This is a genomic window from Shimia haliotis (genome assembly GCF_900114415.1).
Taxonomy (GTDB): Bacteria; Pseudomonadota; Alphaproteobacteria; order Rhodobacterales; family Rhodobacteraceae; genus Shimia; species Shimia haliotis.
This window is the reverse complement of sequence record NZ_FOSZ01000005.1, coordinates 58,821-73,432: the sequence shown is the minus strand read 5'-3', so window position 1 is coordinate 73,432 and position 14,612 is coordinate 58,821. Positions and strand designations below refer to the sequence as shown.

The following is a 14,612-nucleotide window of genomic DNA, read 5'->3' as shown; positions in this document are numbered from 1 at the left end:
GTGCCCCCATTGATCTGATGTTGTGCAGTGGTTTAGCACGCCTGAACGTGCCAACCAAACTCACATATGGGTCAGGCCCTTAGCTGTCGTAGTCGATGGCGTGGCGCAGCTGCTTTTCATATTCCAGCGCCTTGCCGGTGCCCATGGCCACACAATTCAGGCTTTCGTCTGCGATGGAGACTGCCAGACCGGTTTGTTCCCGCAGAGCCAGATCCAGTTCGCCCAGAAGCGCGCCGCCACCGGTCAGCATCACGCCACGATCGACGATATCAGCCGCAAGGTCCGGCGGTGTGGCTTCGAGCGCGGTCATCACCGCTTCGCAGATTTGCTGCACGGGTTCGGCCAAAGCTTCGGCCACCTGAGCCTGAGAAATTTCGGTTTCTTTGGGCACACCATTGAGCAGGTCGCGACCGCGGATTTGCATGGATGCCCCACGGCCATCGTCGGGCATGCGCGCCGTGCCGATAGAGGTCTTGATGCGCTCTGCGGTGCTTTCACCGATCAGCAGGTTCTGCTGGCGGCGCAGGTAGTTGATGATGGCTTCGTCCATACGGTCGCCACCAACGCGCACCGAGCGCGCGTAAACGATGTCGCCAAGCGAGAGAACCGCAACTTCGGTGGTGCCGCCGCCGATGTCGACGACCATGTTGCCGGTCGGGTCGGTGATTGGCATGCCGGCCCCAATGGCGGCGGCAATGGGTTCTGCAATCAGGCCGGCGCGGCGAGCGCCTGCCGAGAGAACCGATTGACGGATCGCACGTTTTTCAACGGGTGTTGCGCCGTGCGGGACGCAAACGATGATCTTGGGCTTGGAGAAAGTGGAGCGCTTGTGAACCTTGCGGATGAAGTGCTTGATCATCTCTTCGGCGGTATCGAAGTCCGCGATCACGCCGTCACGCATCGGGCGGATGGCCTCGATCGAGCCCGGTGTGCGGCCCAGCATCAGCTTGGCGTCTTCGCCCACGGCGAGAACTTTTTTCACACCGTCTTTGACGTGATACGCAACCACCGAAGGTTCGCTGAGAATGACGCCTTTGCCTTTGACATAGACCAGCGTGTTCGCGGTCCCCAAATCGATGGCCATGTCAGAGGTGAACAGACCGCCCAGATTTCCCAGCATGTGATTACTTTCCCTCAAATTCAAATTGCCCGCGACTCTTCCGAGTCCGGGCGCTGCACTTATATGAAGGCTTTCGGCTTTGTGAAAGACCTAGAAACCGAGCTTGGCGTGTTTCCGCCAAGTCAGGGCGGCCGGGGCGGCCACCCTGATGAAGTGAAGCGCGATCAGAAGGCGAAGCTGACAGTCGCGACCCAGCCGGCATCGCCGAGCACGTCGTTGTCGGTGCCGTGGTAAGTCACGTTGGCTGCCGCAAAGTCGGTGAACGCATAGGAACCGCCGATCAGCCAGTAATCGTGGCCGTAGGATTCGGAGTGGCCGTACTGACCTTCAAACGAGATTTTGTCGTTGAGGGCATAGCCGAGTTCGGCGCGGTAGTTCCACAGTTCGTTCTCTGGGTCATATGCGGCATAGCCGGTGAGATCGACAGCAGTCGACGGCGTGAAAGTCAATTGACCGACGATTTCGCCGGAGTCGTTGCCCAGCTCGCCGTTATAAAGGTAACGGGCGTAGCCGACGTCATAGGACCACTGATCGTTGATCGAATTCCGGTAACCAAAGTAAAGGTCGGTTTCCCAATCGTCGGTGGTGCCCAAGTCTACGTTGGACATCCAGGTGCCAAAATAGAAGTTGCCGACTTCTGCTTCGACCCAAGGTTGAATGGCGGCGCTGCCGTTGGAATTGGTCACACCGCTGGAAATGTAGTCGCTTACAAAATCAACACCGTAGTACCATGTGATTCCTTGTGCAGAGGCTGTGCCAGCTACCATCAAGGGCGCGCAGAAAGCGGCGGCTGCGACTGTGGAGGGGAGTTTCATGTCGTCTGTTCCTTGGCTTGGTTAAGAAATGATTTTTCCTTTTTTGCGACATGGTCTTTTCCTTCGCCGCTTGCAATATGGCTCGGGTCAAAGCGGCGGATTTTGGCTGATATTCGCAACACCCCGTCACGAAATCCAAACTCTCGTAATTGCATTGTGGCCGTTCGGTTGTTCTGGTTGAATGGCAGCCATGCTGTCTTATCAACACATTTTTCACGCTGGAAATTTGGCGGACGTTCACAAGCACGCTTTGCTCGCCTGTGCGCTGACCTATATGACTCAAAAACCCAAACCCATGAGTTATCTCGAAACCCATTCCGGGCGCGGGGTTTACCATCTGGATTCCGCGGAAGCGGTCAAAACCGGCGAGGCAAAGGCCGGCATCGAGGCGGTGGCGGGTTGGTTCACGGAGGACCATCCCTATGCCAAGGCGATGGCCGCAATCAAAGTGCAGTTCGGAAAAACCGTTTATCCGGGTTCACCAGCGATCGCGGCATCTATTTTGCGGACGGGGGACACCCTTCATCTTGCGGAGTTACACCCGCGGGAAAATGATGCGCTTCAGGATGCCATGGTGATGAGCGGAGCAAAAACCTATCTGCAAGACGGGTTTGGAATGGCACATGCGGTTTGCCCGCCGACGCCGCGGCGTGGAATGCTACTGATTGATCCCAGTTATGAGATCAAAGGGGACTACACCACGATTCCGACCTTTGTCTCCAAATTGCATCGCAAATGGAATGTCGGGACCATTGCGCTGTGGTATCCCATCCTTACGGACGACAGCCACAAAAGAATGCTCTCCGCGCTCGAAGCGCAGGCATTGCCCAAAACCCTGCGCCATGAGGTACGTTTTCCGCCGGCCCGCGAAGGGCATCGGATGGTTGGGTCGGGTATGTTTTTTGTGAACGTGCCTTTCGGACTGGATACTGAGTGCGCCCGACTGGGCGAGCGATTTCTTTCGCTTTCGAAGTAGTTTTCCCCATAGGGCGGGATTGGCAGCGAATTTTTGCGTATTCGGACACATCTTATTGCGCGAATATTTGCCGCCTTCCTTGGTGGCAGGTTGCCGTTTTAGATGCATTGTGCCTTGTGTTTTCGAGCTATATCTACCCAACTGTTACAAATTCTAACACGAACCCAAAGGGTCGACGCGGGAGACGTCAAATGACGAACAGCACGAGTTTGCTGGCGATCATTGCCATACTACCATTTCTAGGCGCTTTGGTGCCCGGACTGATGATCCGTGCTGGGCGGAATGCCTGCGCCAGCTTTGCGGCTATACCTACAGTTCTTGCACTGATCCTGCTGGGCACACTTGCTCCTGCGGTGTTGCAAGGCGAGGTGATCCAAACCTCTTATGAATGGCTGCCGTCCCTTGGATTGTCGGTGAGCTTTTTTCTGGATGGCTTGGGATTGTTGTTTGCGCTGATGATCCTTGGCGTCGGGCTGTTGATTATTCTCTATGCCCGTTTCTATTTGTCCGCAGACGATCCTATGGGGCAGTTCTATACGTATTTGCTTTTGTTTCAGGGCGCGATGCTTGGCATTGTTCTTTCTGATAACATCCTGCTTTTGCTCGTTTTCTGGGAGCTCACCAGTCTGTCCTCCTTCCTGCTGATCGGGTATTGGAAGCACCTTCCAGAAGGGCGCCAAGGCGCACGTATGGCGCTTACAGTGACGGGCGCGGGCGGGCTTGCGATGATCGCGGGCATGCTGATTATCGGCAATATCGTTGGCAGCTACAATCTCACCGACATTCTGGCGGCGGGCGATGTGATCAAAGCCAGCGAGTGGTACATGCCCGCGCTGATCCTGATCCTGATCGGGGCGTTCACAAAATCCGCGCAGTTCCCGTTCCATTTCTGGCTGCCGCACGCGATGGCGGCCCCAACACCGGTTTCGGCCTATCTGCACTCTGCCACCATGGTGAAGGCGGGCGTGTTCCTCATGGCCCGCATGTGGCCTGCGTTGGCCGGCACCGAAGCTTGGTTCTATATCGTGGCCACGACGGGTCTTGTGACTATGGTGATCGGTGCGCTGATCGCGCTGTTCAAGGATGATCTTAAGGCCTTGCTTGCCTTCTCCACGGTCAGCCACCTCGGCCTGCTGACGATGCTGCTGGGCTTTGGCACCAAAGCGGCGGCGATTGCAGCGGTTTTCCACATCATCAACCACCTGACATTCAAGGCCGCGCTCTTTATGACCGCCGGCATTGTCGACCACGAGACCCACACCCGTGACATCAAGCGTCTGGGTGGTCTCGCCAAGCTGATGCCGATTACTGCCACGATTGCGACGATAACCGCCTTGTCGATGGCGGGAATGATTCCGCTGAACGGATTCTTGTCCAAGGAAATGATGCTGGAAGAGGCCGCGCATACATCTTGGATGCACAATCCCTGGATCGTGCCGGTTCTGGCCACGCTCGGGGCCTGTCTTTCGGTGGCGTATTCGCTTCGCTTTATTGTGCATGTCTTTGGCGGCAAAGTGCGCGACGACTATCCCAGCCACCCGCATGATCCGCCGTTCGGGCTTTATGCGTCACCAGCCTTGTTGACTGTGCTGGTGGTGCTGATCGGCACGATGCCGTTCCTTGCAGAGCCGATTGTGACCGCAGCTGCCAATGCCGTCACCGGAGCGGACACCCATCCGCATCTCAAAATCTGGCACGGCGTAACGCCTGCGCTCTATATGTCGCTGACCGCCTTTGGTGTCGGGGGCGTTCTGTTGGCAATGCACGGCTCTTTGGAGCGCGTCTGGAATGCGCTGCCGCGTCCCGAGGCCAAAGTCATTTTTGACTGGATCATGGATCGTTGTGTGGCCTTGGCCAAAAGCATCACGGCCTCGGTTCATAACGGCGCGATCAGCCGCTATCTGGCGATCTTCGTATCTGCGACTGTGGTTCTTGGATATCTGGCCTTTACCAGCGGCCCGATTGCACCGGCGACCAGAGACATGCTGCCGGTTCCTTTGCCCATTGCGGTCGGCTGGATCATTCTGGTTGCAGCGGTCGGACTTGTGGTGACAAACCACCACAAACGGTTCCTGTCGCTGGTCTTTATCAGCATGATCGGTCTCGCCATCGCCGGGGGCTTTGTCTATCTGTCGGCGCCGGATCTCGCACTGACGCAAATCTCGGTTGAAACGGTGACGGTGATGCTCTTGTTGCTGGCACTGCACTTTATGCCGAAATCGACGCCTCGCGAGAGTTCGAATGCCCTGCGTGTTCGCGATGCGGGCATTGCCATTGCCGCCGGTGTGGCGGTCGCGGCCTTGGCCATGGCGTTCCTGTTGCGCGATTTTGACTCCATCTCTGCCTACCACCTTGCGAACTCCTATCAGGGGGGCGGCGGCACCAATGTGGTCAACGTCATCCTTGTCGATTTCAGGGGTTATGACACCTATGGCGAGATCATCGTGTTGGGCATCGCGGGGCTGACGATCTATGCCCTTATGGATGCGTTGCTGCGTGGTCCGGCTGCAAAGCGTCTGCGTGAGACAGACTATTCGCAAGACCGCTCCCGTGATCGCCACCCGATGATGATGGTGGTGGCAACCCGCGCGATGTTGCCGATTGCGATCCTCGTCGGGGTCTACATCTTCCTACGCGGACACAACCAACCAGGGGGCGGCTTTATCGCCGGTCTCGTTATCTCGATTGCCTTGCTCATGCAGTATATGGCCTCGGGGTTTGCGTGGACACAGTTGCGCCAGCGCATCGAATACCACTCGCTGCTTGGCTGGGGCGTGGTGATCGCGGGTCTGACCGGAGCAGGCGCGTGGATCGCAGGCAAACCGTTCCTGACCAGCGCCTTTGGGTATCTGCACTTCCCGCCCATCGAGGAATTTGAGTGGGCCACGGCAATTGCCTTTGACCTTGGTGTGTTCCTTGCGGTGTTGGGAGCGGTGATGCTGATGCTTTATAGCCTCAGCCGGATCGCACGCTATGCCGGTGAAACCATCAACATTGATCCGATGGATCATGACCCGTCGGCAGCCGCCGAAAAGACCGAAGCGGAGGCGAATTGATATGGAATTTCTGGTTGCCAGCGCCATTGGCGTGCTCACGGCCGGAGGGGTTTACCTGATCCTTCGTCTGCGGACATTCCCTGTGATCCTCGGAATCTCTCTGCTGTCTTATGCGGTGAACGTTTTTCTGTTTGCCACTGGTCGATTGGCGGTGGATGCCCCGCCGGTTCTGCAAAAATATGCTGATGTCGCCTATACCGATCCATTGCCGCAGGCCTTGGTCCTTACGGCGATTGTGATTTCCTTCGGGATGACCGCTGTTTTGGTGATGTTCGCCCTTGGGGCCTATCTCGAAGCAGATCACGACCAGATCAACATCCAAGACGCGGATGAAATCGAAAGCTCAGATGAGAAAGGGCAGGGCGCATGAACCACTGGATAATAGCCCCTGTTGTGCTGCCGGCGCTGCTGGCACCACTGCTCGCGTTTGTGATGCGCCACGACATCGTGCTGTCACGGGCTGCTTCGGCCGTCGGTACTGTCTGTCTGGCAGCGATTGCGATCGGCCTGACCATGCTGGAGGCCGGTGGCGGCACTCAAGTCTACTTCCTCGGCAACTGGACAGCACCTTTTGGCATCGTGCTGGTTCTGGACCGGCTGTCCGCAATTATGGTGCTGCTCACCGCGGTGCTGGCGCTGATTGTGCTGTGGCATTCAATCGCGACCGGTTGGGACAAACGCGGACGCCATTTCCACGCGCTGTTCCAGTTTCAGCTCATGGGCATCAATGGTGCGTTTCTGACCGGCGACGCCTTTAACCTCTTCGTGTTCTTCGAAGTCCTGTTGATCGCGTCCTATGGTTTGATGATCCACGGCGGGGGCCGCACGCGGTTGCGTGCCGGTTTGCAATATGTGGTGATGAACCTTGCGGGCTCGACGCTGTTTCTTTTTGCCTTGGGCACACTCTATGCGACGACCGGTACGCTCAACATCGCCGATCTGGCCGTGAAGGTTCAGGCAATGCCTGCGGATGACGTCGCGCTTGTACGCGTTGCGGCGGTGCTGATGTTGATCGTTTTCGCCATCAAGGCCGCGCTTTTCCCTGTGCAGTTCTGGTTGCCGGGAACCTACGCGAATGCGCCGGCTCCGGTGGCGGCGTTGTTTGCGATCATGACCAAAGTGGGCGCTTATTCCATCATTCGGATTTACACCATCGTGTTCGGGCCGGATGTGGCAGCGACGCAGGGGATCGTGACGGACTGGTTGATGCCGGCGGCGATTATCACGCTTGCGCTTGGCGCCATCGGGGTGCTTGGGGCCAAACGCCTGATGCCGCTTCTGGCGTTTTCCGTGGTGGGCTCTATGGGCACATTGATGCTGGCGGTGTCCGCCTTCACGCCCTACGCGCTGTCGACTGCGCTTTACTATCTGTTGCACTCCACCTTTGCAGGCGCGGCTTTGTTCTTGCTGGCGGATCTCGTTGTCAGCAGGCGTGGTAACGATGCGCTCACGGCCCAGCCGCCAATTGTACAGAACGGGCTTTTTGCGGCGCTGTTCTTTGTGGGCGCTATTGGTATGGCAGGCATGCCGCCGTTGTCCGGTTTTCTGGGCAAGCTGATGGTGATGGACGGTGTGCGTGATCAAAGCTGGATGGCTTTGGCCTGGGGGGCGATCCTGATTGCCTCGCTGGTCACAATCGTGGGGTTTGCCCGAGCTGGCAGCGTGCTGTTCTGGAAATCAACGGCAATGGAACCGGCAGAGGCATCTGACACAGTCACTCCGGCAACCGCGCTTCAGGTCGGGCCCGCTATGTGTGCAATGGGCATGCTCGTCGCGCTGAGTGTGTTTGCAGGGCCGACGGCCTCCTATCTTGAAAGCACCGCTGCGCAACTCTTTGACAGCAGCGGCTACATTGACGCCGTACTGTCTCCGGCCTTGGAGGGTTTGAAATGATGAAACGTCTTCTGCCTCACCCCCTGTACAGCCTGACTTTGGTGGTTGTCTGGCTGATGCTTGTAAACAAAATCACGGTTGGCAACCTGCTTTTGGGGGCGATCCTCGGCATGGTGGTCCCCGCGATCACAGCGCCTTATTGGCCGGGCCATCCGCACGTGCGCTCCCCTTTGCGTGTTCTGGAATATATTGCGGTGGTTGTTTGGGACATCATCGTTGCCAACTTTCATGTGGCCGGAATTATCCTGTTCAAAAAGAACAAGGACATTCAGTCCAAATGGGTCACTGTTCCGTTGGATTTGACCTCGCCGGAAGCGATCACCATTCTGGCAGGAACCATCACCATGACACCGGGAACCGTGTCCTCGATGTTGTCCGCAGATGGCGGCAGCATTCTGGTGCATTGTTTGGATTGTGAAGACACGGATGCTGTGCGCGACGAGATCAAATACCGCTACGAACGCCGCCTGAAGGAGATTTTCTGATGCTTGAAATCGCTTTGATGTTTGCGGTGCTGTGTTTCGCCGGTGGCCTGTTCCTCAACCTTTGGCGAATTGCCCGAGGGCCATCGCGTGCGGATCGCATTCTTGCGCTGGATACTATGGTTATCAACGTGATTTCGTTGCTGGTGCTCTATGGCATCTGGGAAGGTACGTCGGTCTACTATGAAGCGGCTATGTTGGTTGCCATGGTCGGATTTGTGTCAACAGTCGCTTACTGCCGCTTTGTTCTGCGCGGCGACATTATCGAGTGAGGGTTAAGGCATGGAACTGTTGATTGAAATCGTCATCTCATTCTTTCTGGTCATTGCCGGTGTGTTTGGCTTTGTCGGCTCTTTCGGCATGCTGAAGTTGCGCAATACGATGCAACGCCTGCATGCGCCGACAAAGGCAACAACGCTGGGTGTTGGTGGGGCGTTGATCGCATCGATGCTATATTTCGCATTGGTCAAAGAGTCGCTCAGTTTTCACGAGCTCTTGATCACGATTTTTCTATTTCTCACTGCCCCTGTGAGCGCACACTTCATTGCCAAAACTTACATTCAGGGGCGGGAGAAAGAGGAAGACCTTCCAGCAACCGAGCGGCCCTACGGCTGGGCCGTTTTTGACGATTCCCCTTCCCATCCCGAAGACGACGGACCTCAATATTAAAACTCGGGCCCACAAAGAGGCCTGAAAATTCATTTGACCTCAAGGCTGTCCTTGTTTGCACGCATGGCCCGTGCTTTCATGGTGCCAATGCGATGCGCGATGTTTGGTCTGTAAATGCGCCGCGCTTCAGTCATAGTCAGGACGAGATATTATGCAAAAAACATCCAGCAAGAGATTTTCCGCAATCGCTTTGATCATGGCTGTGGCCGCAGGCGGCGCCAGTGCTCAGGAGACGCCAGCGCCAAAGGTGGCTGTTGCAGCGGCCTATACCGATGAATTGGTCAGCGAAGTCACCTTTATCGCCAAAGGGGCTGCTATCGACAAAGTGGACATTCGAGCCCGCGTCAGTGGATTTGTCGAAGAGATCTACTTGCAGGAAGGCGAATTTGTCGCCGAGGGCACCAAGTTGTACCAGATCGAACCGGAGGTCTATGAAGCGACCCTGGCCGCACGCAAGGCGGATCTGGCACAAGCCGAGGCAAACCTGAAACTGAGCGAAGTGGAACTGGCGCGCAAAACCGAGCTGTTTGAGCGTGATGTTGGTACCGAGGCGGATCGCGACGTGGCGCTCGCGGACAATGAGGTGGCCAAGGCGCAGGTGGCAATTGCCCAAGCGGCGATTGATCAGGCGCAGCTTGATGTGGATTACACCTTGGTTCACGCGCCGTTTGATGGCCGGGTCGGTCGGTCTTCGGTGAGTGTTGGCGAATTGGTGGGACCGACGTCTGAGCCGTTGATCAATCTTGTGCGCACACGGCCCATTCAGGTCGCGTTCTCCATGACTGAAAAGCAATTGGTCGACATTATTGAGCACAAGGACGACGCCGTCGGCGCGCACGATGCCGCAGACCATATCCCCAATGTGATCGCGATTTTGCCAAATGGGGACGAGTTGGACGAAATCGGACGTGTTGTTTTTGCGGACAACGTGATCAATCCGACCACCGGCACCATCACGCTGCGCGCGGAATTCGCCAACGAACGCGGGCTGATCATTGATGGATCATTCATGAATATCCGACTGGAAAGCCAGCAGCCGGAAAAGGTTTTGTTGATCCCGCAAGCCGCGGTGCAACGGGATCAACGGGGCGATTTTGTTCTCGTGGTTGGTCAGCAGCGCACAGTAGAGCAGCGCTATGTCGAGCTTGGTCGTCAGGTCGACGTTGCAGTTGTCGTAGAGAACGGGTTGCGCGAAGGTGAAGCCGTGATCGTCAAGGGTTTGCAGCGGGTGCGCCCGGGTGTCGAAGTCGATGCCGTGCTGGATGGCTCCCCGACAGAGGAGAACTGATCAGTGTTCTCCTCAATCTTTATCGCTCGCCCAAAGACATCGTTTGTGATCTCTTTGGTGCTCACGCTGATGGGAATTATCGGTTTCACCGCGCTTCCCGTTGAACAATTTCCCGACATCACCCCTCCTGTGGTGACTGTCAGCGCCAACTATACCGGCGCCAATTCCGAAACTGTGGAAAACACTGTTGCTGCGCCGATCGAGTCCAAGGTCAACGGCGTGGATGACATGCTTTATATGTCATCCGACAGCACTGACACCGGTGCCTACAATCTTTCGGTCACATTCGAAGTGGGCACCGATCCCGACATCGCTTCCGTGAACGTGCAAAACCGTGTGGCCCAAGCCACATCGGCGCTGCCGACTGAAGTGACCAATTCCGGTGTTGTTACCCAGAAATCCGCGTCAAACATGCTGTTGATCGTCACCTTGGTGTCGCCCAAAGGCACCTACGACGAGGTTTTCTTGTCCAACTATGCCTCTATCAACCTTGCTGATGCGCTGGCACGTGTGGGCGGTGTCGGCAAAGCAGAGGTGATGACCAACTTTGAATATTCCATGCGCATGTGGATGGATCCGGACCGGATGGCGGGGCTTGGCCTGACGCCAACGGATCTGATCAATGCTGTGCGCGAACAAAACATCGAAGTTTCAGCCGGCCAGATCGGCACCCCGCCGATCGCCAGCGGTCAGCAGTTCCAATACACGATCACGTCCAAAGGTCGCCTGACCACAGTTGACGAGTTTGAAAACATCGTTCTGCGTACTGGCGATTCCGGTAGCTTGGTGCGTATTCGCGATGTGGCGCGTGTGGAACTCGGCGCGAACTACTACAATGCTTCGGGCCGCGCGAGCGGGCAAGCCGCAACGGTTCTGTCGATTTATCAAGCGCCGGGCGAGAACGCGCTGGCCGTGGCCGAGGGGGTCAAAGCCGAGCTTGAACGCCTTTCACGGGCGTTTCCAGATGATGTGGAATACCAAGTCCCTTACGACTCCACCCTGTTTGTGGAGCAGTCACTGCAGGATGTGATCTCGACCCTGATGATGACGTTTGCTCTGGTGATCTCAGTGGTCTTCATCTTCCTAGGAAGCTGGCGGGCGACGATCATTCCGGCGGTGGCTATTCCGGTTTCACTGATCGGGGCTTTTGCCTTCTTGCTGCTATTTGGCATGTCGCTCAATACAGTGTCCCTTTTCGCCCTCGTGCTGGCGATCGGCATTGTGGTGGATGACGCGATTGTTGTGGTTGAAAACGTCGAACGTATCATTGCGGAAGAGGGGCTAAATGCCGCCGATGCAACCCGTAAGGCTATGGGGCAGATCACCGGTCCGGTGATTGCAACCACGCTGGTTCTTTTGGCGGTCTTTGTGCCTGTGACGTTCATGCCGGGCATCACCGGACGGCTCTACACCCAGTTTGCCGTGACAATCTCTGTTGCTGTCGTCATTTCGTCGGTCAATGCGCTGACGCTGTCTCCGGCGCTTTGTTCGTTGATTTTGAAGCCGCGCGCCAAAGGTGGCCCCAAAGGGGTTATGGCTGTCTTTGAAAAAGGCGTCGATGCTTCGCGCAATGTCTATGTTGGCATGGTCAAACGGCTTGTCAGGGTGCCTATTCTCGCGGTGGTCATTCTTGCGGCCATGGGCGTGGGGTCGGGCACATTGCTTGGCAAGATTCCTGCGGGCTTTATTCCGATCGAGGACAACGGCGCCCTGTTTGTGGATGTGCAATTGCCGGACGCCGCATCGCTTGAGCGGACCGAACGTGTGACCGCACGTCTGAACGAGCAACTCATGGCGATTCCCGGTGTCGCGGGGTCGGTGAACGTGAACGGCTTTAGCCTGATGAATGGCGCGGGCTCAAACGGGGCGATGATCATTCTCAACCTCGATCCATGGGATGATCGGCAGACCGATGAGTTGAGCGCGGACGGGATTCTCCAAAAGGTTTATGGCATCGCCAGTCAGGAAATCTCCGCCAACGTGATCGCATTTAACCCTCCGCCGATTTCCGGCCTTGGGCTGAGCGCAGGCGTGGAAATGAAAGTTCAGCAAACCGGTGGCGGATCTGCACAGGACCTGTCGAGCGCGGTTGGCTCTTTGGTTTATGCGGCCAACCAACGCGAGGAACTGGCGCAGGCCTATTCGACTTTCCGTGCCAACGTTCCGAAGGTGTTTGTGGATTTGGACCGCGAAAAGGCCAAGTCTCTGAATGTCGCTATTTCGGATGTTTTTGTGACCTTGCAGGCCTACATGGGGTCGTTCTACGTGAACGATTTCAACCTTTTCGGCCGCGTTTATCGTGTGATGATTCAGGCCGATGGCGCCTATCGTGACAAGGTCGAGGACCTCAATGCGTTGTATGTCCGGTCGACGGCCGGTGATATGGTTCCGATGGGCACGCTCATTGACGTCGAGAAAGAACTCGGCCCGGTAGCGCTCAATCGCTTCAACATGTTCCGCGCTGCGACCGTGACGGCTGTGCAGGCCCCTGGACTGTCCACAGGCGACGCGATTCGAGTGCTTGAAGAGGAGGTCAAAACCGCACTGCCGCCAGGCTATGCCTACGAATGGACCGGTACCGCCTTCCAGCAGCAATCTGCGGGCGGCATGGTGATCGTGATCCTGCTTTTGGCGGTGGTCTTTGGCTATCTCTTCCTTGTGGCGCAATACGAAAGTTGGACGATGCCGGTGGGCATTCTGCTGTCGGTTACGGTTGCCCTGTTCGGGGCTCTGGCTGCGGTCTTGATCTCAGGTGGGGATGTAAACCTCTATACGCAGATCGGGATGATCATGCTGATCGGGTTGGCGTCCAAAAACGCCATTCTGATTGTGGAGTTCGCCATGGAGCGTCGTGCCGCTGGGCTGTCGATCAAAGAGGCTGCAATGGAGGCCGCGCGCCAGCGTTTCCGTGCTGTGATGATGACCGCACTATCCTTCTTGTTGGGGGTTGTGCCCCTGCTTGTGGCGAGCGGCGCGGGTGCTGCCAGCCAGAAGGCGATCGGTGTTGCGGTCTTTGGTGGCATGTTGGCGGCAACGGTTGTCGGCGTCGTGCTGGTGCCGGTGCTTTATGTGATCCTTCAGAGTATGCGTGAATGGGTCAAAGGCACGGGTAAGAAAGAGGCCTCAACCGAAGCTTAAGCTCCCACGATTAGGTAGCAAATCACCCCGCGGCGGATGTATCCGGCGCGGGGTTTTTTTGTTGGTTCGGAGGAGCCGGACTCAGACGCGAAACGCGTCCCGACCTCAAAGTTCATTGGTCGGTTGCAAGAGCCCTTTTGCGGCATCGGTATCGCGTCGGTAAAACGTCGGTATTGCGTCGGTGCCTGAGAGGGGGAGAGCAAGCTGAGCCTAGCTCGTCCGCAGGGCTTGCCCAGACGCGCGCACAACATCGGAGAAGGCTTCAAGCTGTGTCCCGAGCGGAGAGGACGTTCGCCAGATCATGCCTATGGTGCGCGCCGGCCGTGCGCCGGCGAAACGGGCGACCGTCACCTGCGCAGAGGGCGTGTCCACCGGCACCGCCATTTCCGGAATCACAGTGACGCCCAGTCCCGCGCCGACCATTTGCACGAGGGTCGACAAGGAAGATCCGTCCAAGCCTTCGTGCGGGCGTGCTGTGGGCAGAGAACAAAACGACAGCGCCTGATCTCGAAAACAATGTCCCTCTTCCAGCAAGAGCAAGCGCTCCCGCTCCAGTGCCTCGGGGGCGGGGACGGGGGCTGAGGCTTCGTTGGCGGGACGCACCAGCACAAAATCCTCGGTCCAGAGCGGCACTTCGGCGAAGGCTGGCTCTGACACCGGCAAAGCGACAATCGCCGTGTCGATCTTCCCTGCGTGAAGCTCTGATATCAGATTGGCGGTCATGGTCTCACGCACCATCAGGGACATGTCGGGAAAAGCGGTCTTTATGTCCCGCAGCAAAGTCGGCAAAAGATAAGGCGCAATGGTCGGGATCACGCCAAGGCGCAGGCGGCCCGCAAGGCCGGAATGCGCGGCGCGGGCCATGTCGGCGAGCTCGTCCACGTCCCGCAGTATTTGGCGCACACGCGCCAGAACGTCTTCGCCAAAGGTGGTGAGGCGCACGCTTCGGGTAGTGCGTTCCAACAACGGTGCTCCGAAGCTTTCTTCCAGATCTTTGATTTGCACAGACAGCGCAGGCTGCGAAACCGCGCAGGCATCGGCCGCGCGACCAAAGTGTGCATGGGTGGCAACGGCATCAAAATAGCGCAGTTGTCGAAGAGTCAGGTTATTCATAACTCTAAATTATCAATTTGATCAGAAAATGCAACTTCACCCAATCAAAATGGGTTGGTTAA

General features: G+C 57.0%; 12 protein-coding genes. 9 read left to right on the top strand and 3 right to left on the bottom strand.

The window, feature by feature from the left end; genetic code table 11:
• Positions 1-79: 79 nt before the first annotated feature.
• Together BM069_RS12855 and BM069_RS12850 are read right to left on the bottom strand one after the other, a co-directional pair.
• Complete coding sequence (locus tag BM069_RS12855) at positions 80-1,120, bottom strand: rod shape-determining protein (RefSeq protein ID WP_093324244.1); 1,041 nt, start codon at positions 1,118-1,120, stop codon at positions 80-82.
• Between the two features lie 164 nt (positions 1,121-1,284).
• Positions 1,285-1,935 carry a TorF family putative porin gene (locus BM069_RS12850; RefSeq protein ID WP_093324243.1) on the bottom strand — a complete coding sequence of 217 codons (651 nt, stop codon included), beginning with the start codon at positions 1,933-1,935 and terminating at the stop codon, positions 1,285-1,287.
• A 190-nt stretch (positions 1,936-2,125) separates the two neighbouring features.
• Here BM069_RS12850 and rlmJ point away from each other — a divergent pair, with 190 nt between their 5' ends.
• The 9 genes from rlmJ to BM069_RS12805 all read left to right on the top strand — a co-directional run bounded on the left by rlmJ (position 2,126) and on the right by BM069_RS12805 (position 13,437).
• The gene (gene rlmJ / locus BM069_RS12845; RefSeq protein WP_093324241.1) at positions 2,126-2,911 is read left to right on the top strand and encodes a 23S rRNA (adenine(2030)-N(6))-methyltransferase RlmJ; all 786 of its coding nucleotides are present in this window, start codon (positions 2,126-2,128) and stop codon (positions 2,909-2,911) included.
• Between the two features lie 191 nt (positions 2,912-3,102).
• Entirely contained in the window at positions 3,103-5,967 is a 2,865-nt protein-coding gene (locus BM069_RS12840) for a monovalent cation/H+ antiporter subunit A (protein WP_093324240.1), read from the top strand.
• A 1-nt stretch (position 5,968) separates the two neighbouring features.
• Positions 5,969-6,337, top strand: a complete 369-nt coding sequence (locus BM069_RS12835) for a Na+/H+ antiporter subunit C (RefSeq protein WP_093324238.1) — start codon at positions 5,969-5,971, stop codon at positions 6,335-6,337.
• On the top strand, positions 6,334-7,860 hold the full coding sequence (locus BM069_RS12830; RefSeq protein ID WP_093324237.1) for a monovalent cation/H+ antiporter subunit D: 1,527 nt from the start codon (positions 6,334-6,336) through the stop codon (positions 7,858-7,860). Before BM069_RS12835 ends, BM069_RS12830 begins: the two co-directional genes overlap by 4 nt.
• Complete coding sequence (locus BM069_RS12825) at positions 7,857-8,345, top strand: Na+/H+ antiporter subunit E (protein WP_093324235.1); 489 nt, start codon at positions 7,857-7,859, stop codon at positions 8,343-8,345. Before BM069_RS12830 ends, BM069_RS12825 begins: the two co-directional genes overlap by 4 nt.
• A complete protein-coding gene (locus tag BM069_RS12820) occupies positions 8,345-8,614 on the top strand; it encodes a K+/H+ antiporter subunit F (protein WP_093324234.1) in 270 nt (89 codons plus the stop codon). Before BM069_RS12825 ends, BM069_RS12820 begins: the two co-directional genes overlap by 1 nt.
• 10 nt (positions 8,615-8,624) lie before the next feature.
• Entirely contained in the window at positions 8,625-9,011 is a 387-nt protein-coding gene (locus tag BM069_RS12815) for a Na+/H+ antiporter subunit G (protein ID WP_093324232.1), read from the top strand.
• 151 nt (positions 9,012-9,162) lie between these two features.
• On the top strand, positions 9,163-10,299 hold the full coding sequence (locus BM069_RS12810; protein WP_093324231.1) for an efflux RND transporter periplasmic adaptor subunit: 1,137 nt from the start codon (positions 9,163-9,165) through the stop codon (positions 10,297-10,299).
• Between the two features lie 3 nt (positions 10,300-10,302).
• A complete protein-coding gene (locus BM069_RS12805) occupies positions 10,303-13,437 on the top strand; it encodes an efflux RND transporter permease subunit (RefSeq protein ID WP_093324229.1) in 3,135 nt (1,044 codons plus the stop codon).
• A gap of 210 nt (positions 13,438-13,647) precedes the next feature.
• Here the strand turns inward: BM069_RS12805 and BM069_RS12800 are convergent, their stop codons facing one another.
• Positions 13,648-14,550, bottom strand: a complete 903-nt coding sequence (locus BM069_RS12800) for a LysR substrate-binding domain-containing protein (protein ID WP_093324228.1) — start codon at positions 14,548-14,550, stop codon at positions 13,648-13,650.
• Positions 14,551-14,612 lie beyond the last annotated feature (62 nt).

What these genes read in the sequence shown, in the direction of transcription:
- BM069_RS12855 (WP_093324244.1), bottom strand. Translation starts at nt 1,120, where the DNA reads ATGCTGGGAAATCTGGGCGGTCTGTTCACCTCTGACATGGCCATCGAT.
- BM069_RS12850 (WP_093324243.1), bottom strand. Translation starts at nt 1,935, where the DNA reads ATGAAACTCCCCTCCACAGTCGCAGCCGCCGCTTTCTGCGCGCCCTTG.
- rlmJ (WP_093324241.1), top strand. Translation starts at nt 2,126, where the DNA reads ATGCTGTCTTATCAACACATTTTTCACGCTGGAAATTTGGCGGACGTT.
- BM069_RS12840 (WP_093324240.1), top strand. Translation starts at nt 3,103, where the DNA reads ATGACGAACAGCACGAGTTTGCTGGCGATCATTGCCATACTACCATTT.
- BM069_RS12835 (WP_093324238.1), top strand. Translation starts at nt 5,969, where the DNA reads ATGGAATTTCTGGTTGCCAGCGCCATTGGCGTGCTCACGGCCGGAGGG.
- BM069_RS12830 (WP_093324237.1), top strand. Translation starts at nt 6,334, where the DNA reads ATGAACCACTGGATAATAGCCCCTGTTGTGCTGCCGGCGCTGCTGGCA.
- BM069_RS12825 (WP_093324235.1), top strand. Translation starts at nt 7,857, where the DNA reads ATGATGAAACGTCTTCTGCCTCACCCCCTGTACAGCCTGACTTTGGTG.
- BM069_RS12820 (WP_093324234.1), top strand. Translation starts at nt 8,345, where the DNA reads ATGCTTGAAATCGCTTTGATGTTTGCGGTGCTGTGTTTCGCCGGTGGC.
- BM069_RS12815 (WP_093324232.1), top strand. Translation starts at nt 8,625, where the DNA reads ATGGAACTGTTGATTGAAATCGTCATCTCATTCTTTCTGGTCATTGCC.
- BM069_RS12810 (WP_093324231.1), top strand. Translation starts at nt 9,163, where the DNA reads ATGCAAAAAACATCCAGCAAGAGATTTTCCGCAATCGCTTTGATCATG.
- BM069_RS12800 (WP_093324228.1), bottom strand. Translation starts at nt 14,550, where the DNA reads ATGAATAACCTGACTCTTCGACAACTGCGCTATTTTGATGCCGTTGCC.